The sequence below is a fragment of the Agreia sp. VKM Ac-1783 genome, from assembly GCF_900177765.1.
Classification (GTDB): Bacteria; Actinomycetota; Actinomycetes; order Actinomycetales; family Microbacteriaceae; genus Agreia.
Genome location: NZ_FXWI01000001.1, coordinates 213,737 through 238,442, shown reverse-complemented (window position 1 = coordinate 238,442; position 24,706 = coordinate 213,737). Strand labels below are relative to the sequence as shown.

Sequence of the window (24,706 nt, the reverse complement as noted above, 5' to 3'; positions counted from 1 at the left end):
GCGCGTCGCACCCCGGTCTCATCGTCGACGCTAGGTTATGACTGCACCGCCGGATAGGGGTATTCGGTTGAACGTTTCTGGAACTCCAGGATCGCCTCGTTGCGCACGAGCCCACCCTCGATCTCGATGGCACGCCGGATCGTCTCCGACTCGGCCCACGACGACGAGCCCTCCATCACGGTGCGCAGGAAGGGCATCAGTGCCTCGCTGATCTCCCAGGTCGTCGAGTTCCACAGCAGCGACGGGCTGTGGTCGACCGCGTAGTAGTTGGTCGAGTCTCCGACCGTGAACATCGGGTCGGCGAACGTGGTGGCTTTCGCCCATTCGAAGCCCATGCCCTCGTCGACCGACACGTCGACGATGAGGCTGCCCCCGCGGAACATGCTCAGGTCTTCGGTGCGCATATAGGTGAGCGGCGCATTCGGATCCTGCAGCGTGCAGTTGACGACGATGTCGTTCTCGGCGAGAAATGGAGCAAGCAGCACCGGCCCATCTTCAGTATTGACCGTGCTCTCGAAGGGCGCGGAGTCGTTGTGCTCGAACTGGATGATGTCGACCGACGGGATCGGCGATCCGACAGCCGCGATCCCCCGATTGGTCAGCACCCGCACATCGTGGATGCCGTGGGCATTGAGCGCGGTGACCGCCCCGCGGGCGGTCGCGCCGAATCCGATCACCACCGCCGTCAGACGGCGACCGTAGTCACCCGTCGAGCCGCACAGCTGCAGCGAGTGGATGACCGAGCAGTAACCGGCGAGCTCGTTGTTCTTGTGGAACACGTGAAGCCCGAATCCCCCGTCGGACTGCCAGTGGTTCATGGCCTCCCACGCGATGAGCGTCAGCCGCTTGTCGATGGCGAGCTGGGTGATCTCCCGGTCTTGCACGCAGTGCGGCCATCCCCACAGAACCTGGCCGTCGCGCAGCTCTTCGAGGTCGGAGGCCTGAGGCTTGGGCAGCAGCACCACGTCGGCGCGCTCGATGATCTCGTCGCGCGTGGCCATCGAGCCGACCAGCGGCTCGAGCTCGGAGTCGTGAATGCCGAAACGCAGGCCGTAGCCACGCTCCAGGATCATGTTCGCCCGCAGATCGTCGTCGATACGCTCGAGGTGGGCGGGGTGAAGAGGAAGGCGCCGTTCGTCGGCCTTGCGTGACGTGGCCATCACGCCGAGGCGCAGCAGGCCGGGCGTGGATGTCGTTTCGCTCATACCTGACCCTAGGGCACGGGATGGCGCGCGACGATCATGTCATTCGTCCGCGAACTCGCCCGCCACGATCGCGTCGGCATACTTGCGGATGTCGGGACCGGGCTCGAAATCGATGAAGCGGTCTTTCAGCCGAGCGAACAACTGCTCGTACGCCTCGTTGGAGTCGTGCCCGGAGAGCGTCTTGCCGAGGTCGAGCACGGCCTCGCGCAACACCCTGTCACTGTCGTCGAGAATCTTGGCGCGGGCTTCGTCGTTCCAGGAGATGTCGGATGAGTTCATGCCCCCACGCTATGTCGCGCCGAAGACGCGCAAGCGGGGGTTGCCAGGTCGCTACTTCTTGGGCAGTGCCTGTTCGATGTCGGCAAGCAGGTCGTCTGCCCCCTCGATGCCGACCGACAGGCGAATGAGATTCTCGGGCACCTCGAGCGCCGTTCCCCTGACCGAGGCGTGTGTCATCTCGGTGGGGTATCCCACGAGCGACTCGACGCCGCCGAGCGACTCCGCGAGAGAGAAGAGCTTCGTCGACTCGGCGAACTTGCGGGCCGCTTTCGGGCCTGCCTTGAAGGCCAGTGAGAGCATCCCACCGGGGCGACGCATCTGCCGCTTGGCGAGCTCGAAGCCGGGGTGCGATTCGAGCCCGGGGTAGAACACGGTCTCGATGGCGGGGTGTCCCACGAGGTACTCCGCGATCTTCTGGGCATTGTCGCTGTGGCGCTCCATGCGCACGGCGAGAGTCTTGATTCCTCGAACGGTGAGCCAGGCATCCATCGGGCCCGACACGGCGCCAGCCGCGAACTGCTGAAAGCGCACCTTCTCGTGCAGCTCGTCGTCGTCGAGTGCGAGCCCGCCACCCAGCACGTCGGAGTGCCCTCCCAAATACTTGGTGGTCGAGTGAACGACGACATCGGCGCCGAGGGCCAGGGGCTGCTGCAGGTAGGGCGACGCGAACGTGTTGTCGACCACGACGAGGGCTCCGGCTGCGTGGCCGATCTCGGCCAGCTCGGCGACATCGCTGACCTTCATCAGCGGGTTCGACGGGGTCTCGAGCCAGAGGATCTTGGTCTTGCCCGGGATGACCGCCTTGGCGACCGCCTGCAGGTTCATCATCTCGACGGTGTCGTTGTCGACGCCCCAGCGGCCGAAGACGCGGTTGATCAGACGGTGCGTGCCGCCATAGACGTCGTTGCCCAGCACCACGTGGTCACCGGGCTCGAGTACGGATCGCAGCAGCGCGTCTTCGGCGGCGAGGCCAGACGAGAACGACAGCCCGTGCTTCGCACCCTCGAGCGCGGCGAGCAAGGTCTCAAGCGACGAGCGAGTGGGGTTGCCGCCGCGCGCGTACTCGTAGCCGCCGCGGAAACCGCCGATGCCGTCTTGTACGAAGGTCGACGTCTGGTAGATCGGAGGAATGATCGCGCCGGTCGTCGGGTCGAACTCCTGTCCGGCGTGAACGGCGACGGTCTCGAACTGCTGCTTTTTCTGGGGCATGTCTACTGTCAAGTCTCTTCGGGTGAGTTTTATTCGCCAGCGAACTATTCGCTGAGGAAGGTGAGGAGGTCGTGCCGGGTGATCACGGCCACCGGCTTGCCATCGTCTGTCACGAGCAGGGCGCCCGCCTTGCCGAGAAAGCGTCGCGCAGAAGCCACAGACTCGTGGATGCCGATGAGCGGCAGAGGGTCGCTGGCGAAGGCCCCGACATGGTCGGTCATCTCGGCCCGGCCCGAGAAGACCTCTTCGAGCAGGCTCTGCTCGTTGAGCGAACCGGTGACCTCGCCCATGACGACCGGCGGCTCCGCCGACAGCACGGGCACCTGCGATACGCCGTAGCTCGTCATGATCTGGATGGCGTCGCGCACGGTGTCGCTCGGGTGCGCGTGCACGAGAGCGGGAAGCCCGCCGGTCTTCGCCTTCAGGATGTCGCCGACCGTGGCCTCGTCGGTGGCGTCTGCGAAACCGTAGCTGCGCATCCACTTGTCGTTGAAGATCTTGCCCAGGTAGCCGCGACCACCGTCGGGAAGCAGCACGACGACGACGTCGTCAGGCCCGAGCTTGGCGGCAGCCTTGAGCGCTGCGGCCACGGCGAGCCCGGACGACCCGCCGACGAGCAGGCCCTCCTCGCGCGCCAACCGGCGGGTCAGAGCGAACGACTCGGCGTCGCTCGCCGCGATGATCTCGTCGACCACGCTGGCGTCGTAGGCCTCGGGCCAGAAGTCTTCTCCGACGCCCTCGACCAGGTAGGGGCGGCCGGTGCCGCCGGAGTAGACGGACCCCTCGGGGTCGGCGCCGATGATCGTGACGTCACCGCCAGAGACCTCCTTGAGGTAGCGCCCGACACCCGAGATGGTGCCGCCGGTGCCGACGCCCGCGACGAAGTGCGTGATCTTGCCCTCGGTATCGGCCCAGATCTCGGGGCCGGTCGTCTCGTAGTGACTGAGTGGCCCGTTCGGGTTGGAGTACTGGTTCGGCTTGAACGCGCCGGGAATCTCGCGTGCGAGACGATCGGACACCGAGTAGTAGGAGTTGGGGTCTTCGGGTGCGACGGAGGTGGGAGTCACCACGATCTCGGCGCCGTAGGCCGTGAGCACGTTGCGCTTGTCTTCGCCGACCTTGTCTGGCAGCACGAACACGCAACGGTATCCGCGCTGCTGCGCCACGAGAGCGAGGCCGACGCCGGTGTTGCCCGAGGTCGGTTCGACGATCGTGCCGCCGGGCTTCAGCTTTCCCTCGCGCTCGGCCGCGTCGATGATGCGCGTCGCGATGCGGTCTTTCGACGAACCACCGGGGTTCAGATACTCGATCTTCGCGAGCACCGTGGCCTGGATGCCCTCGGTGACGCTGTTGAGCTTGACGAGGGGCGTGTTGCCGACCAGATCGATGACCGTATTCGCGTATTTCACCTCACGAAACTATCACCGACGCCCGAGGGCCAGACCCGGGAGCGAGCGAATCTACGTCGTTTCGTGCTGCTGCGAGTAGAGCGTCGAGTAGACCCCATCGGCGTCGATGAGTTCGGCGTGCGTTCCGCGTTCGACAACCTCACCGTTGTCGATCACGAAGATCACGTCGGCAGAGAGCACGGTCGAGAGCCGGTGCGCGATCGCGATGGTCGTGCGGCCTCGGGATGCCGTGTCGAGCGCCGCTTGCACGACCCGTTCAGAGATGGTGTCGAGGGCGCTGGTGGCCTCGTCGAGAATGAGCACGGCGGGGTCTTTCAGCAGCACCCTCGCGATGGCGATGCGCTGCTTCTCGCCGCCAGAGAGCCGGTAGCCGCGCTCCCCCACGACGGTGTCGTATCCGGCGGGAAAGCTCATGACGCGGTCGTGGATGTTCGCCTGGCGTGCGGCCTCCTCGATCTCGGCCTGCGTGGCATCCGGCTTGGCGTAACGCAGGTTGTCGCCGATCGTGGCGTGAAAGAGATACGTCTCCTGGCTCACGATTCCGAGGTTCGCCACGAGCGATTCCTGGCTGAGCTTGCGCACGTCGGTGCCGGCGAAGCGGACCGTGCCGTCGGTCGCCTCGTAGAAGCGCGGCACGAGGTACGACACCGTCGTCTTGCCCGCCCCAGAGGGGCCGACGAAGGCCGCGAACTGCCCGGGCTCGATGACGAACGACACCCCGTTGAGCGTCGGGCGAGAGTCGTCCTCGGCATCCGGATAGCGGAAGACGACGTCGTCGAACTCGACCCGGCCGAGGTGAGCCGTGTCGACCGAGCGCGCATCGGGCGCGTCGGCGATGGCAGGCTTCAGATCGAGGTACTCGAAGATGCGAGCGAACAGAGCGCTCGAGGTCTGCAGGTCGAGGGCCACGCGCATGAGCCCGAGAAGAGGGAACAGAAGCCGTGCCTGCACGGTCGTGAACGCCACGATGGTACCCGCCGTGATGTCGGGCGCCCCGCCGACCAGCAACCACCCGGCCACGAGGTAAACGATGGCTGGAATGGCCGACAAGAAGATGTTGACCATGGCGAAGAACCACTGGCCACTCATCTGCTGGCTCACCTGCAGGCGCACCTGGGTGGCGTTCTCGTCGGCGTAGCGGCCGATCTCGGTCTGCTGCCGGTTGAAGCTCTTCGAGAGCAGAATGCCCGACACGCTCAGCGTCTCCTGCGTGATCGCCGTCATGTCCGAGAGCGATTCCTGAGTCTTGGTGGCGATGCGGGCCCGCACCTGGCCGACTCGACGCTGGGCAAGAACCAGGATGGGCATGAGCACGAGGGCCACGATCGTCAGCTGCCAGTTCAGCAGCACCATGGCCACGACCGCCGCGATCAGCGTGACCGTGTTGCCGAGAATCGACGAGATGGTGTTGGTCAGCACGCTGGCCACGCCGCCCACGTCGTTCTGGAGTCGCGACTGGATGACACCCGTCTTGGTCTTCGTGAAGAAGCTGAGTTCCATCGCCTCGAGGTGCGTGAAGAGTCGCACCCGGAGCGCGCCCATGACACTGTTGCCGACCTTCGCGGTGAGGTAGGTCTGCCAGACGCTCAGCAGGCTCGACACGATGTAGATCACGATCATGAGAACGACGATCTCGATCAGCACCGGCAGGTTGGGGCCCTGGATGAGCGATCCCGCATCGCCCGTATTGCCGCCGGCGCCCGTCGACGGATCGGCCGAAGGGAAGAGCCCATCGTCGAAGGCGCGCTGCGTGAGAAGAGGCGGAATCACGGTGAGGCCCGCGCCGATCAGCACGAGCACGATCGTGCCGATGATGGGAGTGCGGTACGGGGAGAAGAGCGAGAGGATGCGACTCAGAAGGTGGTCGATCTTCGGCGCACTCTTGTTCAGTTCTTTCTGCAGACCGACGTCACCGGCGCTCACGCCGCCTCGGCGCCCGCCGCCCCCTCGCATACTCATCTGTTCAACCTACCTGCGCTTTAGACAGAAGGGTCCCGCTGGTCGAGTAGCGAGGCACGAGCGTATCGAGACCATGTTTCGGACCTCGATACGGCCGCGGCCGGCCTACTCGACCAGCGGGACCACTGTGATGGCTAGCCCTTCGTCGCTCCGGCGAGCAGGCCTCGAACGAAGAAGCGCTGCAGCGAGAAGAACACGACGAGCGGCACGATGATCGAGATGAACGCACCGGCCGACTGCAGGAACCACTGGTTGCCCCAGGTGCCCGACAGCGAGTTGAGCGTCTGGGTGAGCGGCAGTGATGTCGACGGCGCGAAAATCGTCGCCACGAGCAGGTCGTTCCAGACCCAGAGGAACTGGAAGATGGCGAACGATGCGATCGCGGGCGTGGCCAAGGGCAGGACGATACGGAAGAAGATCTGTCCGTGTCCGGCTCCGTCGACACGCGCGGCCTCGATCACCTCACCCGGAATCTCCGAGATGAAGTTGTGCAGCATGAAGATGGCCAGCGGCAAGGCGAAGATCGCGTGGGCGATCCAGACCGTTGCGAAGCTGTGCTCTGCGTCACGCAGCTCGAAGCCCGGGAAGATACCCACGCCGTTCACGGTGAGGCCCTTCGAGAAGAGGCTCAGCAGCGGAACGAGCGCCATCTGGATGGGCACGATCTGCAGCGCGAAGACGCCGACGAACACGATGTTCTTGAACTTGAAATCGATCCACGCGAAGGCGTATGCCGCCAGCGAGGCGATGACGAGAGGGAACACCGTGGCCGGAATCGTGATGCCGAGCGAGTTGATGAACGACTGGCCCAGAGTCAGAGCCGTGCCGCCCGAGTTCAGCGCCTGCGAGTAGTTGTCGAGCGTGAACGACGGGTTCACGAACACGGTCCACCAACCGGTCGACTGCGTGTCTGAACCGGGACGGAACGAGGTGACGAACAGACCGAAGGTGGGGATGGTCCAGATGACGGCGATGATGATCGCCGCGATCGTGGCGCCTCGCGAGGTGAGGCGCTTCTGCGCCATCTTCTCGCTCTTCTGGGTGGCCCGGGCGACCTGACGCTTCGACCGGTTGTCGACGAGAGTGTCGGTGGTCATCGGATCTCCCTCTGCTTGCGCATTTGGTTGGCGTTGTAGATGATCAGCGGCAGCACGAACAGGAACAGCACGACGGCGAGGGCCGCCGAGTGTCCGTAGCTCTGGAAGCGCTGCTGCTGGTTGACCATCTCGAAGCCGAGCACAGTCGTGTTGGCGCGGCCACCGGTCATGACGGCGACGATGTCGTACACCTTGAGGGAGCCGATGGCGATGGTCGTCAGAACGACGATCAGCGACGACCGGATGCCCGGCACGGTCACATTGCGGAACCGCTGCCAGGCGTTGGTGCCGTCGAGCTCAGCGGCCTCCATCTGCTCGGTCGGCACGCCCTTGATGGCTGCAGACAGGATCACCATGGCGAATCCGGTCTGGGTCCAGATGAAGACGACCAGAAGCAGCAGGGTGTTGATGAGGGGCTGAGCGTCGAGCCATGACACGGGCTGGCCGCCGAACGCAGTGACAATCGCGTTGAGCAGACCGACCTGCTCGCCCTGACGGTTGTCGTAGATGAACTTCCAGATGATGCCGGCACCGACGAACGAGATGGCCATAGGCATGAACACCAGCGACTTGAGGTACTTCTCGCCGCGGGCCTTGTCGATGAACACCGCGTACGCAAGCCCGATGATGGTCGAGAAGACCGGAGCGACGAGCACCCAGATGAGAGTGTTGACGACCGACCAGAAACCCTCGGGGTTCGTGAAGACCCAGAAGTAGTTGTCGAGACCCACGAACGTGGTCGTGGTCTTGTCGAAGAACGACTGGTAGATGGTGGCGATCGTCGGGTAGATGAGGCCGAGCGCGAGCAGAAGAACCGCGGGCGCCATGAAGGTGACGAGCTGGAAGAGGTAGCCCGCGCCCTGACGCGACCGATAGTCGGCGAAGAAGAGCAGAGCACCGACGATGAGGGCGATGACGAGAACCCAGATCAGCGCGTTCTGGTACGGGCGCAGGAGCATCAGGGCCAGCACGGGAATCACGAAACAGGCGGCGAGACGCAACCAGAAGTAGAAGTTGCCCGAGCGCGGCGCGTACTCGATGAGAACGAGGATGAGCGCGATCACGAGACCGAAGATCACGATGATGATCGGAATCTGAACCAGAGGGTTCAGGTTGCCCATCCACCGGAAGAGGCTGTTCAGTGAGAACCCGAGAGAAACGGGCTTGGCCTCGTCGTTCGGTGGGCTCGTGATCAGCAGGACGAAGACGACGGCCAGAACGACCGCGGCTCCCGCGACGACCAACTTGGTCGTGCGCGCCGAGGGCTGCGGCCTCGGCGATTCGTGTGGCTCCGGTGGTGGTGCTGACACCGGAGGCGTCGTCGTTCGTGTGTCGGACATGAATACCCTTTCGAGTACAACGGTGGACTCTTGGATTGGCCAACAGTAGCGCTTAACGAATGCGCTCATCGACCTTTCGATCGGTAGGGCCGAGAGTGGGGGCCGCCCCGTTGTACGAGCGGCCCCCACGGGCGCCGGGCAGATCTGCCCGACAGGTGGTTATGCGTTAGTTCTCGTAACCGGCCTGGATGTCACTGAGCACCGTGTCGGTGTCCTTGCCATCGATCCAGCTGACCATGCCCTTCCAGAACGAACCGGCACCGACGGTCGAGGGCATCAGGTCTGAGCCATCGAAACGAACGGTCGTGTTCGGGTCCTGGAGGAGCTTCATGGCGTCCTGCAGAAGCGGGCTGGATGCCTTGGAGGGGTCGGCGTTCAGGTTGGCCGAGATGACTCCACCGAGGCTGACGCGAGCGTCCGCGAACTCAGGGGTGGCCATGTAGGCGGTGACCTTCTTGACGGCCTCGGAGTCGGTGAACGGCGTGACGAACTCGCCGCCGACCTCGATGTTGGCCGAGCCTGCCTCGATGCCCGGGAGCACGAAGCCGTAGACGTCTCCGTCGGGAGCGACGGTCGGCGTCGTGCCTGCAGCGGTCTTGACGTCGAGGAAGTTGCTCGAGAGGAACGACGCCTGGTGGGTCAGCGCACAGCTGCCGTCGGCGACCTTGGCCGCGACGTCACCGAATGCGGTGGAGTTGATGCTCTTGACATCGCCGTAGCCCGCGTTCACGTAGGCCGGGTTCAGCAGGATCTCTCCGACGGAGTCGAAGGCCTTCTTGATGTCGGGGTCGGTGAACTTGGTGTCTCCAGCAACCCAGCTGTCGTAGACATCGGGGCCGGACTGGCGAAGCACGAGGTCCTCGATCCAGTCGGTTCCGGGCCAACCCGAAGCGGCGTCAGATGCGAAGCCGGCACACCAGGGAGCCTTCTGCGTCTTCTCCTGGATGGTCTTGGTCAGCGCGAGCGTCTCGTCCCAGGTGGTGGGAACGGTGACGCCCCACTCCTTGAACTGCGCCGGCGAATACCAGACGTAGCCCTTGATGCTGGCGAGCATCGGGGCGGCGTAGAACTTGCCGTCGAACGTGCCGTACTTCTTCCAGTCGGGCGACCAGTTCTTGTCGACGTTGGCGCTCGTCTCTTCTGCGGCCTCTTTGACCTCACCGGTCTCGACGAGGGTCTTCAGCAGACCGGGCTGGGGAACGATGGCGATGTCGGGGGCGGAGCCACCGGTGACCTTCGTGACGATGTTGCCCTCGAAGCTCTTGTCACCCGTGTACTCGACCTTGATGCCGGTGTCTTTGGTGAACGCGTCGAAGCTCTTGTTGAGGGCGTCGGCCTCGGTGCCGGTGATTCCACCGGAGATCTTGACGGTCTGGCCCTCGGTCGAGCCAGAGTCGGTGCCACTCTCTTCGGCGCAGCCGACAAGGGCAAGTCCGACGATCGTGGCGATGGCGATAGGTGCTGCGATACGGCGATGCAGGGAAACCCGCATTTCTCCTCCTCATTGAGTCGAGAACAGATCGTCAGGACGGCCGATCTGCCTGCCGGTTGAGTGACCGGACTAGGACGGCCCAACCGCGCGAACAGGCCGCGGGGAGGGCAGGTAGGAAAACCTTTCCATGAGTCCCATGGAAGCACAACCCCGAGATCGACAGAACAAAATTCCGTAACGATTCGATACCGAGAGCGCTCTCAGAGTTCAGCCCCAACTGGGTCCCGGCGCTATGGTTGGGCTCGGGAATGTGACAAGGAGGTTACAATTCTGGAACCGATTGCAGACGAGGGGGTCAGCCAGGAATGTCGGGCATCGAAGACGTCGCGCTCCGAGCTGGAGTGTCGAAAGCCACGGTTTCGCGCGCGCTGAGCGGCCGGGGCTATGTCTCGTCGATAACGCGGCACAAGGTCGAGAACGCCGCCAGTGAACTGGGCTACGTGGTCTCGTCGAACGCCTCGAGTCTTGTCACGGGTCGAACGAACAACGTCGGGGTCATCATTCCCGTGATCAATCAGTGGTTCTTCGGCAGCATCATCGAGGGCGTCGAACGCGCGCTCATCGATCGCGGCTACGACCTCATGCTCTACAACCTCACGAAAGACATCGATGCCCGCAGCCGGGTCTTCGAGTACTTCCTGGTGCGCAAGCGGGTCGACGCGATCATCGCCGTGACCCTCGAGATCTCACCCGACGAGGCTTCGTCTCTTGTCGCCCTCGGCAAGCCCATCGCCGGCATCGGCGGGCCGCTCGCCGGCATCCCGACCCTCAGCATCGACGACATCGCGGCGGCGCGTCTCGCGACAGAACACCTCATCGCCCTCGGCCACACGAACATCATGCACGTGGGCGGAGACGCGGCCGAGTTGATGGACTTCCACGTGCACTCGAAGCGCCTGCAGGGATTCATGGATGCCCTCTCGGCAGCCGGCCTGCCGTTCAGCGACGAGTCCTACGTCGCGACCCACTTCGACATCCCGGGCGGATACGCCGCCGGCAAGCAGATTCTCGGCGACCCTCGGCGCCGCCCCACCGCCATCTTCGCCGCGGCCGACGAGGTGGCGATCGGCGTCATCCTCGCCGCGCGAGAGCTCGGCATCTCTGTTCCCGACGACCTGTCGGTGATCGGCATCGACAACCATCCCCTCGCCGACCTCTTCGGGCTCACGTCTATCGCCCAGAACCCGGCGAAGCAGGGCGAACAGGCCGTCGACCTGGTGATCCGACAACTCGAGACCGCCGGATGGACGCCCCCGAGCATCCACACGACCGTGCCCGCGCAACTCGTGATGCGCTCGAGCACGTCGGCCCCGCGCGCCGGCGCCCAGCGCTGACCGCGGGCGCTCTCGCCCAACGCGGTGGCTGAACCCTCGCGGAACGCGAGAACACCCGCGCTCGGCGACGAGCTTCAGTCGCGGTCGCCGCGGAACGCTCGGCCGCTCGACGCGAGGAACTCGTCGAAAGACGCGCGAGCACGACGGCGACGATCGCCACGTTCGTGTGCTGCGGCACGCACCCTGGGCTCGGGCTTCTTCGTGCGCAGGCGTTCGGGGCGCCAGCGATCCGGCCACCAGGTGTGGGCCAGCGAGAAGGCGAACAGCAGCCACCCCGGCACGAGCAGCCAGCCGTTGGGCGCTCCCCCGCCACCGAGAACCGCCGACGCGACCAGCAGGCCGACACCGATGGCCGCGCCGACGAAGGCGAGCTCACCATGGCGGATCCACCAGAGCCTGGCTCGGCGGCTGATGCGCAGTGGCAGCCCGACGATGACGACGAAGACGGTGGAGATCGCCGAGACGACGACGGCCGCGAGCAGACAGAGGAGAAGCGCACCCACGCCATCCGAGGCGTAGCCCGCGGTCAGCAGCAGGATCGTGGCCGACGCCGAGAGGATCGCCCCGGTTGCGATCAGGTGGGCGGTCAGAAGCCCGAGCTGAGCGGCGCCGCGGGCCACGGGCGGGGCGGCGGCCTTCACCGTCCCGACGACACGGGCACCGGATGCGCGAAAGCTCGGCCTCTCCGTGCGATCGCTGGCGGGCGGAGCGTCGTGCACGCGAGGGGGAACGTCATCGTAGACCGTGGCCATGACGACTCCTTCCCTCGTTGGCCTTCCAGGTTACACACCAGACCTGAGTACACAGAAGGCCCCCGCACTTTCAGTGCGAGGGCCTTCTGAATCAGTAGTGTGCTCCGAAGCCGGAGCGCAGACTACTTGAGGGTGACGGTTGCGCCAGCCTCTTCGAGCTGAGCCTTGGCCTTCTCGGCGGTCTCCTTGTTGACGCCCTCGAGGACGGCCTTGGGAGCGCCGTCAACGACTGCCTTCGCCTCTCCGAGACCGAGGCTCGTGAGGGCGCGCACCTCCTTGATGACCTGGATCTTCTTCTCGCCAGCAGCCTCGAGGACGACGTCGAAGGAATCCTTCTCCTCGACCTCTTCGACGGCGGCGGCTCCGCCACCGGCCGCGGCGACCGCGACGGGGGCAGCAGCGGTGACCTCGAAGGTCTCCTCGAACGCCTTGACGAACTCGCTCAGCTCAATGAGCGTGAGCTCCTTGAACGCGTCGAGCAGCTCTGCAGTTGACAGCTTTGCCATGATTTTCTCCTTGTTTCCCCTTCGACAAGCTCAGGGAACGGTTTGGTGTTACCTGCGCACAACGCTCAGGGAACGGTTTGTTGAAGGGTGTTAGTTACTTGACTGCTTCTCGCGCAGCGCATCGACCGTGCGAACGGCCTTCGACAGCGGTGCGTTGAAGAGGTATGCGGCACCGAACAGCGAGGCCTTGAAGGCGCCTGCGAGCTTCGCAAGCAGCACCTCCCTGGATTCGAGGTCGGCGAGCTTCGAGACCTCTTCGGCGGTCAGGGGGTTACCGTCGAAGTAACCGCCCTTCACAACGAGAAGAGGGTTTGCCTTGGCAAAGTCGCGCAGGGACTTCGCGACGGCGACAGGGTCACCGTGAACGAATGCGATGGCGGACGGGCCGGCGAGTTCGTCGTCGAACGACGAGATGCCGGCGTTGTTGGCCGCAATCTTGGTCAGCGTGTTCTTTACCACGGCGTAGCTTGCGTGCTCACGGAGGTTGCCGCGCAGCGTCTTAAGCTGGGCGACCGTGAGACCGCGGTACTCGGTCAGCAGAACGGCGGTCGAGCTCTGGAAAAGTTCCGTGAGTTCGGCAACCGAGGCTTCCTTGTTCGCCATGGCGCTCCTTGTGGTTTCAATGCCGGTAGCCCCGGGCTCACCCCACAAAAAAAGCTCCGGCGCAGGAGGCCGGAGCGAATGCACACGAGTGTGCGTTTACTGTCGTATTCCTGCGCAGGTCTTCACGGACGTGAACCTTCGATCACAGCGACTGCGTTCGAACGAGTCGAATGCGGGCACGGCGATAACCGGCGGTCTTTGGCTTCGTTCACCATACGTCATGCGCGGGAGCCATGCAAGTGCGCTACGGAATCATGCCGTGGTACTACCAGAACACGTCCCCGGTCCGACGACCGAATCGCAGCCGGTTCGTAGCGTTGAAGCATGACAACTTCGACACTCACCCCAGACACCCCGAACGTTCCCGACACCGACACGAACGAGAACACCACGGCGCAGCTGCCCACGACTCAGCTGCCGACCACCCAGCTGCCCCCGGCCCAGCCCGCCTCGGGTCAGCCCGCCTCCCCCGCATCCCCTCACTACTCCTACCCTCCCGTTCGTCCCACGAACGTCTTGGGCATCGTCACCCTGGTTCTCGGTGTGCTCGGGTTCGCGATCGTTCCCGTGATCACCGGCCACATCGCCCTCGCGCAGATCAAGCGCACAGGCGACGACGGCCGCGGCATCACGATCGCGGGGCTCGTGCTCGGCTACATCGCCCTCGCCGGCTACGTCTTCGCCGCGCTGCTCTTCTTCGGCACACTGTTCCTCGGCTTCATCGGAGCCGTGAGCTCCTACCGATGATCGACGGTCACGGCCGCACCGCCGCCTGCGTCGTCGGATAGGCGACGTAGGCGACGCGGCGGCCATCCGGAGACCAACCCGGCACGTTCGTCGTGCCCTGCCCACCCAGAAATGAATCGATCACCCTCTCGTCTCCCGACGAGAGGTCGATCAGTCTCAGCTCGACGTCGAGATTCGGCGGATGGCCCGTCGTTCCCGCGGGATAGCTGAGGTAGAGCGCGTGCTGCCCGTCGGGCGACGGATGCGGAAACCAGTTGACCCGGTCGTCGTGCGTGACGCGATGCAGCCCGGTGCCGTCGATGCCCATGCGGAACAGCTGGGCATGGCCCGGGTACTCCCCCGCCCGCTCCGAGTTGAACCAGATGGTCTCGCCGTCGGCCGAGAAGTCACACCCGTCGTCGGCGAAGGCGTCGTCGGTGAGCTGCGTGTCCGGCCCGCCTGACGCGGGCAGTGTGTACACGTTGGTCACCCAGTCGCCGGATGCGTCGAGCCCGCCCCCGATGGCGGCCAGCGTCTGGCCGTCGGGCGAGACGCCGTGCAGGTAGTACTTGAAGCGCAGCGCCGGGTCGCGCGGCTCCGTGATGCGGCTCGCGACCCCTCCTCTCCACGGGATCCGATAGAGCTGACCGTCCCTCGCCGAGACCAGCAGCTGCTCCCCATCGGGCGAGATGACGTGGTCGTTGTTCAGCACGAGCAGATCGGGCACCGCGATGGATTCCAGGTGCGACGATCCGTCAGCACGCAGCCGAACGAGACCGCCCTCGACGTTGAGCACGAGCCACTCTCCGTCGGGATGCCAGTTCGGCGCCTCGACGAAGCGCTCCGTCGAGCTGAACACGACGGTCACCTCGCCCGTGTCGACGTCGAAGACGCGCACCTCGGCGCGCTGGTCTGCCTGCAGAGTCAGGAAGGTCATGCCGGGGCACAGCTCAGTCGCGCCAGCTGTGCTTCGGGTCGTAGCCGAGCAGGCGTCGGGCCTTGTCGATCGACAGCAGCGTGTTGTTGTTGTCGAGGTCTCCGCGAGTCTCGACTCCGGGGAAGACCTCGGCGACGAGCTCGGAGTTCGGGCGGCTCATGACCGTGTCGGGCGACGCGATGATGAAGCGCTCGAAGCCCGTGTGCTGCCACTCGAGCGCCTTGAGAACGGCCTGTGCTCCGTCGCGGGCGTCGATGTAGCCCCAGAGGTTCCATTTCCGGAGCAGCGCATCGGCGTCGAACGACGGGAACTCGGCGTAGTCGGACTCGTGCATCACGTTCGAGAAGCGCAGCGCCACGATCTTCAGCTCGGGGTTCCAGCGCGTGAGCTCGATCGCCATCGTCTCCTCGAGGTGCTTCACGAGCGAGTAGGTGCTCTCGGGCCGCGCCGCATACTCCTCGTCGACGGGGATGTAAGGCGGCGGCACGTCGAACGGCAGCCCCAGCACGGTCTCGCTCGAGGCGTAGACGATGTTCGTGATTCCGGCCCGCTCGGCCGCCTTGAACACGTGGTACGTGCCGAGCATGTTGTTCTCGAACGTCACCACGTCGCTCCGGATGCCTGGGGCCGGGATCGCGGCGAGGTGCACGATGGCGTCGAAGCCGTCGGGTCCGTCGTCGACGCTGTGGAAGGCATCCACGACATCGCCGTAGTTGGCCAGGTCGAGACGCACGAAGCCGGGGCCGCGTTCGCCGACGACATCGAAGTTGGTCACGGTGTGGCCCTGCTCGCGCAGGTACGGCAGCACAACGCTGCCGAGCTTTCCAGAACCGCCGGTCAGTGCAATACGCATTCAAAACTCCCGTGTTGTGAGGCGAGCGCTCGGCATCGATGATCGAAACGAGCGCGTCACTCCAGTCTGTCACCGGTCGTGAGCGAGAATAGGCAGGTGACTCCGCAGCCTATGCTCTCGTTCCCCTGGGAAGAGGAGCAGAAGCCGGCCCGGCCCGCCCATCTCGACCGCCTCGTCGCCGACGGCACGAACCGCGTCGAATGGCTTCGCGCACGCAGCCGAGGCGTCACCGCCACCGACGTCGCCCGCCTCACCGGCCCGCAGAATCTCGAGTCGGTGGCCTACGACAAGATCAACGGCACGGGCTTCGGCGGCAACATCTTCACCGATCACGGCAAAGACCGCGAGCCGCACATCGCGCGCTACGTGCGCGCCATGTTCGGGGTGCTTCCCAGCTCATCGCTGTTTCACGCGGAGGGCGAGAAACGACACCTGGCGACACCCGACGGCGTGGCCGTCACCAAGAACGGAACGATCGAGCTGGCAGAAATCAAGACCACCAACAAGGCGTGGCGCTCGATTCCCCGGCACTACCTTCGGCAGGTCTGGTGGCAGCAGTACGTGCTGGGGGCCGAGCGCACCATCGTGGTGTGGGAGCAGCACGAGAACTTCATGCCCGTCGACCCCGAGCCGCAGAGCCGCTGGGTCGATAGAGACGAGAACGAGATCGCGCGTCTCGTGAATCTGGCCGACAAGCTGCTCGCGCTCATCCAACCCGCCCGCTGACCGGGCTCGCGTATCCGGTCGGCACGGCCGCCCGGTTCGGCACAGCGGCGAGCAGCGCGACCGCGAGAATCGCCAGCCAGAGCAGGGCGACCGTGGTCGCGGCGAACTCGAGCAGACCGCCCAGGTGCTGCATGAATCGGGCGAGAGACAGGATGCCGCCGGCCCCGGCGACCACGGCCACCACGACGGCCGACACCATCGAGAGTCGGGCGAGCTTCGGGTGATCGCGCGCCGTCGCCACCTGCAGCATGGCGATGCACGCGGCGGCGAAGCCGATCACGGCGATGACGGTGTGCGTGAAGTCCTGCCACGTGAACGAGTCGCCCACCGGCAGGGGGCAGCCGCTGGTGCACGTGATCTGCGACGCGAGCGCGAACGCAGAACCCGCGATGAGCAGAGAGACAGACGGTGTGGCGAGCGCGAGGATGCGCATCCGCGAGCGCAGGGGCGTCGCTTCTGCGGCCACAGTCAGCGCGGCGACGGCCACGAGAAGGAGAGCCCAGCGGAAGGCCCAGGCGGTCGGCTCGCCGTCTGCCCCCAGCTCGCTCACGTAGACGAAGCGGTTCGCCGCGATGCGAGCGCCCCACAACAACGCGAGACCGACGAGCACGGCCGCGGCGGCTGCAGCGAGCAGAGCCCGAGCCACCCGGGGCGACGCTGCACGAGAGAGGCGGAAAGTCACGATCTACGAATGCTAGCGGCGGCGAAGTTTGTTTGCCTCCAAGGAACACCGCCGTAACACCGGTGAATCATTCGACCGATTGACTGGAGCCTGCGGGAAGCCCGAACGACCCACACGCTCGACAGGCCGCATATTCCCTGTTGAGAATCCCTCACGGGACGCCCAGAACCCGCCGATGAAAGGCCAGCGATGACGCCGCACGAGACCAATTCGATCACCCCGCACATCGTCAGCGCTCCCCCCTCATCGGCACCGGCTCTGATGAAAGCGGTCGTGTTCGACACACCGGGAGATCCATCGGTTCTGCGGCTGACCGATGTGGCCACGCCCGCGAGGGTCGGCTCGGAGGTTCTCGTGAAGGTCTCGGCGGCTGGCATCAACCCGATCGACGCGAAGACCCGTTCGGGCGCCGGAGTGTCCATCGCCATCCCGTTCTACCCCACCGTCATTGGTCGCGACTTCTGCGGAATCGTCGTCGAGAGTCCCTATGACGGACATCCGCTCAAACCGGGCGACGAGGTCTACGGCGTCAGCGCGGCGCCTCGCACCTTCGGCTCGTACGCCCAGTACGTCGCTGTTCCGAGCCTTCAGGTCGCCCGCAAACCGCGTCGGCTCACTCCCGTGGAGGCTGCCGCCGTGCCGACAGCGGCACTCACGGCATGGGGAGTCGTCGTAGACCTGGCGAAGGCGCATGAGGGGCAGCGCATGCTCATCCACGCGGGCGCTGGCGGCGTCGGTCATCTGGCCGTGCAACTGGCCGTGTATTTCGGTGCGCGTGTGATCGCTACGACCTCGGGTAACAATGTGAGCTGGCTGCGCGGGCTGGGCGCCGAGGAGGTCATCGACTACACGACCACGCGCTTCGAAGAGCGGGTGTCGGATGTCGACGTGGTGATCGATCTCGTCGGAAACGTTCACGACCACACGGGAACACGCTCACTGTCCGTGCTCCGTCACGGAGGACTCATCATCTCGGTTCCGACCGGCGGCTGGCCCGGACTCGCGGCGGAGGCCGAGGACGCCGGGGTTCGGTGGAGCGGGTACTCGGTCTCACCCGACGCAGCCTGCCTCGCGATCATCTCGAGACTCATCGACTCCGGCGATCTGCACGTGCACGTCGCTGAGATCTTTCCGCTCGATGAGGCCGCCGAGGCCCACGCTCTCCTCGAGCGCGGGCACGCCCGCGGAAAGATCGTTCTCGAGGTTCCGTAACCCCGGCCCGCGCCGCTCGGCCGCAGTTCACGAGCGCCGCGTACGCTGGGGCGCGTGACTCGATCTCCGCTCAGGCTGACGACCTCTACCGATGACCGTCTCGCCGCGGCGATCGCGGCAATCCGCACCGACCTCGAGTTGCCCACCGCCTTTCCTGCGGCCGTCGACTCGGAAGCTCGGCGCGTGGTGGAGACGAAGCCTCTGCCGACCGCCGATCTCAGCGACGTTCCGTTCATCACGATCGACCCCGAGGGCTCGACCGATCTCGACCAGGCCGTGCAGATAGAGCGCCTGGGCGATGGGTACCTTCTGCGCTACGCGATCGCCGACGTGCCCGCGTTCGTCGAGCCGCTCGGTGAGATCGATACCGAGGCGAGGCGCCGCGGGCAGACGTTCTATGCACCCGACGGCCGCATCCCGCTGCACCCCGCGAGCATCAGTGAGGGCGCTGCATCGCTGCTGCCGAATCAGGTGCGGGGAGCGTTCGTGTGGCGGTTTTCGCTCGGGGCCGACGGCGCGGTGCTGTCGACCGAGCTGTCGCGCGCGCGCATCCGGAGCATTCGCCAGCTCTCGTACGTCGAGGCACAGCGCGAGATCGACTCCGGCAGTGGCCCCGACCGCTCGACCGCCGACGTCACGCTGATGCTGCTCGCCGAGGTCGGGCCGGCCCGCCGCGTTCTCGAGCGGCTGCGCGGCGGCGCGAGCCTCTCGCGACCCGAGCAGATCGTCTCCTCGAGCGACGGCCACTACACGCTGGAGCGGCGCTCATCGCTGCCCGTCGAAGAGTGGAACGCGCAGATCTCGCTCCTCACCGGAATGGAGGCCGCGCGCATCATGATCGCCGGTCGAGTCGGCATTCTCAGAACCATGCCCGCCCCCGACGACGAGACGGTCGAGCGGTTCAGGCTCCGCACGGAGGCGCTGGGCCATCCGTGGCCCGAGTCCATGCCCTATGGGGAATATCTCGCGTCGCTCGACTCGAACGACCCCCTTCAGCTCGCGATCACCCACGCCGCGGGGTCCCTTTTCCGCGGCGCCGGCTACACGGCCTTCGACGGCGCTGTACCCGAGCAGGTCATCCAGGCCGCCGTCGCCGCGCCCTACGCGCACACGACTGCTCCGTTGCGGCGACTCGTCGATCGGTTCACGCTTGTCGTCTGCGAGGCGCTGTGCGCGGGTGAGGCGCCACCGCAGTGGGCCCGCGATGCCCTCGCCTCCCTGCCGAAGATCATGGCGGCATCCGATTCGCGCGCCTCGCAACTCGACAACCGGTCGATCGCGGCGGTCGAGGCGGCGCTGCTCTCCGACCGCGTCGGAGAGCTCTTCGACGCCTCGGTGATCTCAGCGAAAGAGAGCCGCGGTGTCGTTCAGCTCATCGACCCGGCCGTCGACGCGGAATGCACAGGGAGCCTGACCGCCGGCGACCGAGTGCGGGTCAGGCTTGTCGAGGCAGATATCGAGTCGGGCCGAGTCCTGTTCGAACTCGTCGCTTAGGCCTGCCGGCTCGACTGCTCGCTCGCGACGCACAGTACGGCGTCGAGTTTCGCTCCGAACGAGAGATTCATCAGCTCGGTGGCGGCCTCGTCGCCCTCGAAGTTGTCGGGCATGCCGATAGCGAGGAGGGTGTTGATCAACATTCCATCGGCGAGGAAGCTCCGAACGTCGTCGGCGGGAATCCCCGCCTCGTCGCGCAGCAGCCGGTAGATCTCGAGGAATCCGGCACGCGCGCGGCGGCCGATCACATCGTCGTGACCCTGGATGAACCCCTGCATCAGAGACATCAGAATGCCTCGGTCCTCGATCAGGTCGACGTAGGCCTGGCCCAGTCGCGCGCCGAGTTCGCCGGCCGGGATCTCCCCCGAATCGCGCAGACGGATGACCTCGCGAAAGGCGACGATGAGCTTGCCGAGGGCGCGCTCCATCACCTCGACGAACAGCTTCTCTTTTGTGCCGAACATGCGCACGACGTAGGGCTGACTGATGCCGGCGGCCTGCGCGATCTGCTCGGTGGTGGTGCCCGGGTACCCCCGGCGACCGAAGACCTCGCTGGCGTGCCCGAGGATCAACTCGCGTCGCTCGGCAGCGGGCATCCGCTCGCGAGTCGGATGGTCAGGAGCAGTGTCGTTGGTCACGCTTGACATGATATCAGCCGATAACTTACGCTCGAGTAATTGATTGATTACTAATGTCGTTTCCTGGGGAGAATTCATGTCCGTCACCCGTCGCATCCCGGTGTGGCTTGCACTCGTCGCCGCTTCGGTGCCGGTCTTCATGGCGACCCTCGACAACCTCGTCGTGACCAGCGCCCTCCCTGTCATCCACCAAGATCTCGGAGCCGGCGTCACGGAGCTCCAGTGGATCACCAACGCCTACACGCTGACCTTCGCCGCCCTGATGCTCCTCTTCGTAAGCCTGGGCGACCGCTTCGGGCGCCGCCACTTCTTCGTCGGCGGCATCGTGCTCTTCACGCTCTCGAGTGCCGCAGCCGCGCTCAGCACAGAGCCTTGGATGCTGGTGCTCGCCCGAGCCGTGCAGGGTGCCGGATCCGCCGCCATCATGCCCCTGTCGCTCACCCTGCTCGTCGGCTCCGTCTCCACTCGGATGCGGCCCCTCGCGATCGGCATCTGGGGAGGCATCTCCGGACTCGGCGTCGCTCTCGGTCCGCTCATCGGCGGCGCGGTCGTCGAGGGGTGGAACTGGCAGGCTATCTTCTGGCTCAATGTGCCCCTGGGCATCCTCTCTGTTCCGCTGGTCATCGCCGCGCTGCCCAACTCCTTCGGCGCCCGCGTGCGCGCCGACATCTGGGGAGTGGTGCTCGCCGGCGTCGGCATTCTCGGCATCGTCTATGGGATCGTGCGGGGTAACGACGCGGGCTGGGCGAGCGCAGAGGTGCTCGTCGCCCTCATCGGCGGCGGCGTTCTGATGGCCCTCTTCCTCGTGCGAGAGTCCCGGGTGTCCGCGCCGCTCCTCCCACTCCGCCTCTTTCGCGACCGGAGCTTCTCGATCGCAAACGCCGTGGGTCTCATCTTCAGCTTCGGTGCGTTCGGCGCGGTGTTCATCCTGATCCAGTTCTTGCAGATCGTGCAGGGCTACTCGCCCCTCGAAGCGGGCGCGCTCACCATGCCCTGGACCATGGCGCCCATGGTCGTGGCGCCGCTCGCCGGGCTGATCGCGCCGCGGGTCGGCACGCGCATCCTGATCGTCGCCGGTCTCGCGTCGCTCGCCATCGGCATCGGCTGGCTGGCCGCCACGATGGCCCCGGATGCGACGTACCCGGCGATGCTGCCCGGCTTCATCTTCGCGGGCCTCGGCATGGGACTCGTCTTCGCGCCGAGCTCCACGGCCGTGCTCGTGAACATGACGCCGGCCGACCACGCCAAGGCCTCGGGAACCAACTCGACGCTGCGCGAGATCGGCGTCGCACTAGGCATCGCGGTGCTCACAGCCGTCTTCACCGGCGCGGGCGGTCAGCTCACGCCCACGGGCTACGTGGATGCCGCGGTTCCGGCCGTGTTCGTCGGTGCCGCTGCGTTGGCCCTCGCCGCCGTGATCGCGATGTTCTTGCCGGCGGGGCGCAGCTCAGACGTTCGTGGCGAGGCCCCTGTTGTGCGTGAGGCCACGCTGGAGCCGGTGGCCTGAGGCTGCCGAGGGGCGGCTAGAGCACGCGCTCCCGCACGAAGTCGTCTTCGTACCTCTCCCCCACGAGGAACCGCTTCGTGCCGACCTTGGCGAAGCCGTTCTTCTCGTAGAAGCGATTCGCTCGAGCGTTCTCCTCGTTCACTCCGAGCCACACGGCGGCGGCGCCACGCTTCTGCGCGACCGCGATCGTCTCGGTCATGAGCGCGGATGCGATTCCCTGGCCGTGGTGCCCCGCGAGCACGTAGAACTTGCTGAGCTCGATCGACGGCGTCACGGTCAGCGCCGACGCCACATCCGGATCGGACGGCTCAGCGAACACGAGCATCGTGTAGCCCACCGCCTCGCCCTCGATCTCGGCGAGCAGGATGTCGCGGGCCGGGTCGGCGAGGTACGTGTCGAAGTTCGCCTGGCTGAGGTGGGTCGCGATGAACGCGGCCTTCGCCTCGTCGGTGGTGTGCGGAGGACACGCGAGCGGAAAAGTGGCTGCGGCCACCGCGGCGAGCGCACCACTGTCGGAGGCGACGGCACGTCGCACAGAAAGAACCATCCGGTCAGAATACCGCCGCCCGCCCGAGTGCCCGCCGCCGCCCTCGTCGGCGCCATGCCCGTTCGGAGCGTTCGCGAGGTGCGAGTTGCCACTTCCGTGCACTCGAGAGGCTCGACGTGCCACTTCCGTTGACCTCAACTGTCATATCGCAGGCGCAAACCCCACCGCAGCGTCAACTCAGTCGATAGCGGAGCCGTCCCGTCCAGCCCTGTCGGTCGAGTTCGCCCTGCACTTCGTCGAGGAATTCGTACACTCCGGGTGGCTCCAGGTCATCGGCGACCACGCGAAGGCCGACGATCTCAGCGCCCGCGAGCTGCCGGAACCGCCGCACGTCGCGCATCCACTGTCTGCGTTGCGTGCGGTGATGGTCGCCTTCGTAGTCGAGCGTGATTCTGAAGCCGCGAATGCGCAAGTCGGGTTGCACGATCACTCGACCCCACTGATCGAGGAAGGGTTCGTTCACGATGAGTTCCGGGCATCCTGCTCGGAGCAGGAGAAGACGGAGTTCGGTCTCCTTCGGTGAGTCCACTCGCTCCCGGATCCCGTCGAGCGCGCGCGCTATGCGGCCGGCGCCTCGGCGATCTATCGAACGTTCGGCTGCCGTTCGCAGCTGATCGAGAGTAGCTAGCGGTCGGTATGCACGACGGGTCTCCCTCGGCCTCACCAGATAATCGCCCACGATGATGGCGTCGTCGAGAGTGAAGGATGAACCCGTGAGCTCCAGCCACGCGCGGCACGCGGTGCTGTGCGCGAACCCCACCGAGCGCATCCATTCGTCGCCGAGCACGCTACGACGGTGACCGACGACGTAACGGCGGCGTGGCGCTCGGTACGGCGCGGGCACCGTGACGTGGATGCTGCGCGCGTCTCCTCGGCGAACGGGAAAGTCGAAGAGGCGCGCGGCTGACTCGTGACTGATGAACGACCCGGGCGGGAGTACCGCCATCAGCGCTCGGCAACGCTGCACGAAAGTCGGCTGCCGATCGGAGACGAGGTTGACCCCGCGAAACGGATGAGCGATATCGCGAGCCCGCAACCTCGACGGACCGACGCCGCTGGACAACGCCTCTCGAGTGGTGAAGATCTTCGATTCGAGCGCATCGGGAAGGGGCGACGGAGTGGCCATGTCACGACGGTGGCACGTTTCGCGAGCGTCCGCCGGGCGGAGGAGCACCTGTGCAGAGCAGCGCATCGGAGACGGTTGTGCCGGAGTGCTACGAGTTGCCAGTTGCGTTGACGCCAACTGTCACCTCGGCCGGCAGACCCCGCCCGAACTGCCACCTCGGCGCAGCGAGCCTCGCGACAGAACGCGCAGCACGCAGAAAGGGCCGCCCTCGCGATGCGAGAGCGGCCCTTTCGGAGAAAAGCTAAGCCTAGATGGCGTTGACGTCGAGCGGGATGCCCGGGCCGAACGTCGTGGAGACCGTGCCCTTGTTGATGTAGCGGCCCTTGGAGGAGGACGGCTTCAAACGGACGACCTCTTCGAGGGCGGCCTTGACGTTCTCGGTGAGCTGCTCCTCGGTGAAGGATGCCTTGCCGGCGACGAAGTGCACGTTGGAGTGCTTGTCGACGCGGAACTCGATCTTTCCACCCTTGATCTCGTTGACGGCCTTGGCGACGTCGGGCGTCACCGTTCCGGTCTTCGGGTTGGGCATGAGGCCACGGGGACCGAGCACCTTACCGAGGCGTCCGACCTTACCCATGAGCTCGGGGGTCGAGACAGCCGAGTCGAAGTTCGTGTAGCCAGCGGCCACCTTCTCGATCAGCTCGTCGCCACCGACCTCGTCGGCGCCGGCCGCGATGGCGGCTTCGGCGGCGGGACCGGTCGCGAAGACGATGACGCGGGCGGTCTTACCGGTGCCGTGAGGAAGAATCACGGTGCCGCGGACCATCTGGTCTGCCTTGCGGGGGTCGACGCCGAGCTTGAGTGCGACCTCGACGGTGCTGTCGAACTTGGCGGAGCCGGTCTCGCGGGCGAGAGCCATTGCTTCGGTGGGCGTGTAGACCTTGCCCTCTTCGATCTTTGCTGCCGCGGCCTTGTAGGCCTTGGAGTTCTTTGCCATAACTGATTCTCCTGAATCTTGGAGTGTGGTTTACGTGAGCCTGGCTGGCTCTCCCACGTCGTGCTGAGTGATGCTGATCTCGCGGCGTTCCCCGAGCGTGTCGGAGGGCCTACTCGATCAACGAGGTGCGGTGAGG

Annotated in this window: 24 protein-coding genes; 6 read left to right on the top strand and 18 right to left on the bottom strand. The window is 65.7% G+C overall.

The annotated features are described in order from the left end of the window. Window positions 1-35 precede the first annotated feature (35 nt). From CCK87_RS01170 to CCK87_RS01135, 8 genes are all read right to left on the bottom strand, one after another. Entirely contained in the window at window positions 36-1,205 is a 1,170-nt protein-coding gene (locus tag CCK87_RS01170) for a N(5)-(carboxyethyl)ornithine synthase (protein WP_086459693.1), read from the bottom strand. A gap of 39 nt (window positions 1,206-1,244) precedes the next feature. Continuing rightward, window positions 1,245-1,484, bottom strand: coding sequence for a hypothetical protein (locus CCK87_RS01165; RefSeq protein WP_086459692.1), 240 nt, complete (start codon window positions 1,482-1,484; stop codon window positions 1,245-1,247). A 51-nt stretch (window positions 1,485-1,535) separates the two neighbouring features. Further along, window positions 1,536-2,693 carry a cystathionine gamma-synthase gene (locus CCK87_RS01160; RefSeq protein WP_086459691.1) on the bottom strand — a complete coding sequence of 386 codons (1,158 nt, stop codon included), beginning with the start codon at window positions 2,691-2,693 and terminating at the stop codon, window positions 1,536-1,538. Between the two features lie 44 nt (window positions 2,694-2,737). After that, window positions 2,738-4,102, bottom strand: coding sequence for a cystathionine beta-synthase (locus CCK87_RS01155; RefSeq protein ID WP_086459690.1), 1,365 nt, complete (start codon window positions 4,100-4,102; stop codon window positions 2,738-2,740). A 51-nt stretch (window positions 4,103-4,153) separates the two neighbouring features. Then, window positions 4,154-6,061 carry an ABC transporter ATP-binding protein gene (locus tag CCK87_RS01150; protein ID WP_086459689.1) on the bottom strand — a complete coding sequence of 636 codons (1,908 nt, stop codon included), beginning with the start codon at window positions 6,059-6,061 and terminating at the stop codon, window positions 4,154-4,156. 134 nt (window positions 6,062-6,195) lie between these two features. Then, window positions 6,196-7,158, bottom strand: a complete 963-nt coding sequence (locus CCK87_RS01145) for a carbohydrate ABC transporter permease (protein WP_086459688.1) — start codon at window positions 7,156-7,158, stop codon at window positions 6,196-6,198. Further along, the gene (locus CCK87_RS01140; protein ID WP_086459687.1) at window positions 7,155-8,498 is read right to left on the bottom strand and encodes a sugar ABC transporter permease; all 1,344 of its coding nucleotides are present in this window, start codon (window positions 8,496-8,498) and stop codon (window positions 7,155-7,157) included. The genes CCK87_RS01145 and CCK87_RS01140 overlap by 4 nt, the downstream gene beginning before the upstream one ends. A gap of 166 nt (window positions 8,499-8,664) precedes the next feature. Next, window positions 8,665-9,990 carry an extracellular solute-binding protein gene (locus CCK87_RS01135; protein WP_086459686.1) on the bottom strand — a complete coding sequence of 442 codons (1,326 nt, stop codon included), beginning with the start codon at window positions 9,988-9,990 and terminating at the stop codon, window positions 8,665-8,667. 305 nt (window positions 9,991-10,295) lie between these two features. Between CCK87_RS01135 and CCK87_RS01130 the strand changes: the two genes are divergently transcribed. Beyond that, window positions 10,296-11,324: a LacI family DNA-binding transcriptional regulator gene (locus tag CCK87_RS01130; protein ID WP_086459685.1), complete on the top strand. Its 1,029-nt coding sequence runs from the start codon at window positions 10,296-10,298 to the stop codon at window positions 11,322-11,324. 74 nt (window positions 11,325-11,398) lie between these two features. Here the strand turns inward: CCK87_RS01130 and CCK87_RS01125 are convergent, their stop codons facing one another. The 3 genes from CCK87_RS01125 to rplJ form a co-directional block, all read right to left on the bottom strand. Continuing rightward, window positions 11,399-12,076 (bottom strand): hypothetical protein, encoded by a 678-nt coding sequence (locus tag CCK87_RS01125; RefSeq protein WP_086459684.1) that lies wholly within the window; start codon window positions 12,074-12,076, stop codon window positions 11,399-11,401. A 122-nt stretch (window positions 12,077-12,198) separates the two neighbouring features. Then, complete coding sequence (gene rplL, locus CCK87_RS01120) at window positions 12,199-12,582, bottom strand: 50S ribosomal protein L7/L12 (protein WP_086459683.1); 384 nt, start codon at window positions 12,580-12,582, stop codon at window positions 12,199-12,201. Window positions 12,583-12,672: 90 nt separating this feature from the next. Further along, window positions 12,673-13,185: a 50S ribosomal protein L10 gene (gene rplJ, locus CCK87_RS01115; protein ID WP_086459682.1), complete on the bottom strand. Its 513-nt coding sequence runs from the start codon at window positions 13,183-13,185 to the stop codon at window positions 12,673-12,675. Window positions 13,186-13,509: 324 nt separating this feature from the next. Here rplJ and CCK87_RS01110 point away from each other — a divergent pair, with 324 nt between their 5' ends. After that, entirely contained in the window at window positions 13,510-13,932 is a 423-nt protein-coding gene (locus CCK87_RS01110; protein WP_086459681.1) for a DUF4190 domain-containing protein, read from the top strand. A 7-nt stretch (window positions 13,933-13,939) separates the two neighbouring features. Here the strand turns inward: CCK87_RS01110 and CCK87_RS01105 are convergent, their stop codons facing one another. Both CCK87_RS01105 and CCK87_RS01100 read right to left on the bottom strand, forming a co-directional pair. Then, window positions 13,940-14,848 carry a PD40 domain-containing protein gene (locus tag CCK87_RS01105; protein ID WP_170927101.1) on the bottom strand — a complete coding sequence of 303 codons (909 nt, stop codon included), beginning with the start codon at window positions 14,846-14,848 and terminating at the stop codon, window positions 13,940-13,942. A 13-nt stretch (window positions 14,849-14,861) separates the two neighbouring features. Further along, window positions 14,862-15,701, bottom strand: coding sequence for an NAD(P)-dependent oxidoreductase (locus tag CCK87_RS01100; protein ID WP_086459680.1), 840 nt, complete (start codon window positions 15,699-15,701; stop codon window positions 14,862-14,864). Window positions 15,702-15,812: 111 nt separating this feature from the next. Here CCK87_RS01100 and CCK87_RS01095 point away from each other — a divergent pair, with 111 nt between their 5' ends. Continuing rightward, a complete protein-coding gene (locus CCK87_RS01095; protein ID WP_086459679.1) occupies window positions 15,813-16,427 on the top strand; it encodes a YqaJ viral recombinase family protein in 615 nt (204 codons plus the stop codon). Here CCK87_RS01095 and CCK87_RS01090 read toward each other — a convergent pair. After that, on the bottom strand, window positions 16,408-17,109 hold the full coding sequence (locus CCK87_RS01090) for a DUF998 domain-containing protein (RefSeq protein WP_170927100.1): 702 nt from the start codon (window positions 17,107-17,109) through the stop codon (window positions 16,408-16,410). The genes CCK87_RS01095 and CCK87_RS01090 overlap by 20 nt on opposite strands. A gap of 261 nt (window positions 17,110-17,370) precedes the next feature. On the opposite strand from CCK87_RS01090, the gene CCK87_RS01085 reads away from it, so the two are divergent. Both CCK87_RS01085 and CCK87_RS01080 read left to right on the top strand, forming a co-directional pair. Beyond that, window positions 17,371-18,321 (top strand): NADP-dependent oxidoreductase, encoded by a 951-nt coding sequence (locus tag CCK87_RS01085; RefSeq protein WP_086460309.1) that lies wholly within the window; start codon window positions 17,371-17,373, stop codon window positions 18,319-18,321. A 54-nt stretch (window positions 18,322-18,375) separates the two neighbouring features. Beyond that, window positions 18,376-19,815 carry an RNB domain-containing ribonuclease gene (locus tag CCK87_RS01080; protein WP_086459677.1) on the top strand — a complete coding sequence of 480 codons (1,440 nt, stop codon included), beginning with the start codon at window positions 18,376-18,378 and terminating at the stop codon, window positions 19,813-19,815. On the opposite strand, the gene CCK87_RS01075 is transcribed toward CCK87_RS01080, so the two are convergent. After that, entirely contained in the window at window positions 19,812-20,453 is a 642-nt protein-coding gene (locus CCK87_RS01075; RefSeq protein WP_249273648.1) for a TetR/AcrR family transcriptional regulator, read from the bottom strand. The two genes, CCK87_RS01080 and CCK87_RS01075, sit on opposite strands and share 4 nt — an antisense overlap. A 76-nt stretch (window positions 20,454-20,529) precedes the next feature. Here CCK87_RS01075 and CCK87_RS01070 point away from each other — a divergent pair, with 76 nt between their 5' ends. Next, on the top strand, window positions 20,530-21,960 hold the full coding sequence (locus CCK87_RS01070; protein WP_086459675.1) for a DHA2 family efflux MFS transporter permease subunit: 1,431 nt from the start codon (window positions 20,530-20,532) through the stop codon (window positions 21,958-21,960). Window positions 21,961-21,976: 16 nt separating this feature from the next. On the opposite strand, the gene CCK87_RS01065 is transcribed toward CCK87_RS01070, so the two are convergent. The 3 genes from CCK87_RS01065 to rplA all read right to left on the bottom strand — a co-directional run bounded on the left by CCK87_RS01065 (window position 21,977) and on the right by rplA (window position 24,570). Continuing rightward, the gene (locus CCK87_RS01065; RefSeq protein ID WP_086460308.1) at window positions 21,977-22,507 is read right to left on the bottom strand and encodes a GNAT family N-acetyltransferase; all 531 of its coding nucleotides are present in this window, start codon (window positions 22,505-22,507) and stop codon (window positions 21,977-21,979) included. 172 nt (window positions 22,508-22,679) lie between these two features. Next, window positions 22,680-23,633, bottom strand: a complete 954-nt coding sequence (locus CCK87_RS01060) for a hypothetical protein (RefSeq protein WP_086459674.1) — start codon at window positions 23,631-23,633, stop codon at window positions 22,680-22,682. A gap of 247 nt (window positions 23,634-23,880) precedes the next feature. Next, window positions 23,881-24,570, bottom strand: coding sequence for a 50S ribosomal protein L1 (gene rplA, locus CCK87_RS01055; protein ID WP_085482817.1), 690 nt, complete (start codon window positions 24,568-24,570; stop codon window positions 23,881-23,883). Window positions 24,571-24,706: the final 136 nt, after the last annotated feature.

Bases quoted from the DNA above. Each gene is read 5' to 3' on its own strand.
- CCK87_RS01170 (WP_086459693.1), bottom strand. From the start codon at position 1,205: ATGAGCGAAACGACATCCACGCCCGGCCTGCTGCGCCTCGGCGTGATG.
- CCK87_RS01165 (WP_086459692.1), bottom strand. From the start codon at position 1,484: ATGAACTCATCCGACATCTCCTGGAACGACGAAGCCCGCGCCAAGATT.
- CCK87_RS01160 (WP_086459691.1), bottom strand. From the start codon at position 2,693: ATGCCCCAGAAAAAGCAGCAGTTCGAGACCGTCGCCGTTCACGCCGGA.
- CCK87_RS01150 (WP_086459689.1), bottom strand. From the start codon at position 6,061: ATGAGTATGCGAGGGGGCGGCGGGCGCCGAGGCGGCGTGAGCGCCGGT.
- CCK87_RS01145 (WP_086459688.1), bottom strand. From the start codon at position 7,158: ATGACCACCGACACTCTCGTCGACAACCGGTCGAAGCGTCAGGTCGCC.
- CCK87_RS01140 (WP_086459687.1), bottom strand. From the start codon at position 8,498: ATGTCCGACACACGAACGACGACGCCTCCGGTGTCAGCACCACCACCG.
- CCK87_RS01135 (WP_086459686.1), bottom strand. From the start codon at position 9,990: ATGCGGGTTTCCCTGCATCGCCGTATCGCAGCACCTATCGCCATCGCC.
- CCK87_RS01130 (WP_086459685.1), top strand. From the start codon at position 10,296: ATGTCGGGCATCGAAGACGTCGCGCTCCGAGCTGGAGTGTCGAAAGCC.
- CCK87_RS01125 (WP_086459684.1), bottom strand. From the start codon at position 12,076: ATGGCCACGGTCTACGATGACGTTCCCCCTCGCGTGCACGACGCTCCG.
- rplL (WP_086459683.1), bottom strand. From the start codon at position 12,582: ATGGCAAAGCTGTCAACTGCAGAGCTGCTCGACGCGTTCAAGGAGCTC.
- rplJ (WP_086459682.1), bottom strand. From the start codon at position 13,185: ATGGCGAACAAGGAAGCCTCGGTTGCCGAACTCACGGAACTTTTCCAG.
- CCK87_RS01110 (WP_086459681.1), top strand. From the start codon at position 13,510: ATGACAACTTCGACACTCACCCCAGACACCCCGAACGTTCCCGACACC.
- CCK87_RS01105 (WP_170927101.1), bottom strand. From the start codon at position 14,848: ATGACCTTCCTGACTCTGCAGGCAGACCAGCGCGCCGAGGTGCGCGTC.
- CCK87_RS01100 (WP_086459680.1), bottom strand. From the start codon at position 15,701: ATGCGTATTGCACTGACCGGCGGTTCTGGAAAGCTCGGCAGCGTTGTG.
- CCK87_RS01095 (WP_086459679.1), top strand. From the start codon at position 15,813: ATGCTCTCGTTCCCCTGGGAAGAGGAGCAGAAGCCGGCCCGGCCCGCC.
- CCK87_RS01085 (WP_086460309.1), top strand. From the start codon at position 17,371: ATGAAAGCGGTCGTGTTCGACACACCGGGAGATCCATCGGTTCTGCGG.
- CCK87_RS01070 (WP_086459675.1), top strand. From the start codon at position 20,530: ATGTCCGTCACCCGTCGCATCCCGGTGTGGCTTGCACTCGTCGCCGCT.
- CCK87_RS01065 (WP_086460308.1), bottom strand. From the start codon at position 22,507: ATGGTTCTTTCTGTGCGACGTGCCGTCGCCTCCGACAGTGGTGCGCTC.
- CCK87_RS01060 (WP_086459674.1), bottom strand. From the start codon at position 23,633: ATGGCCACTCCGTCGCCCCTTCCCGATGCGCTCGAATCGAAGATCTTC.
- rplA (WP_085482817.1), bottom strand. From the start codon at position 24,570: ATGGCAAAGAACTCCAAGGCCTACAAGGCCGCGGCAGCAAAGATCGAA.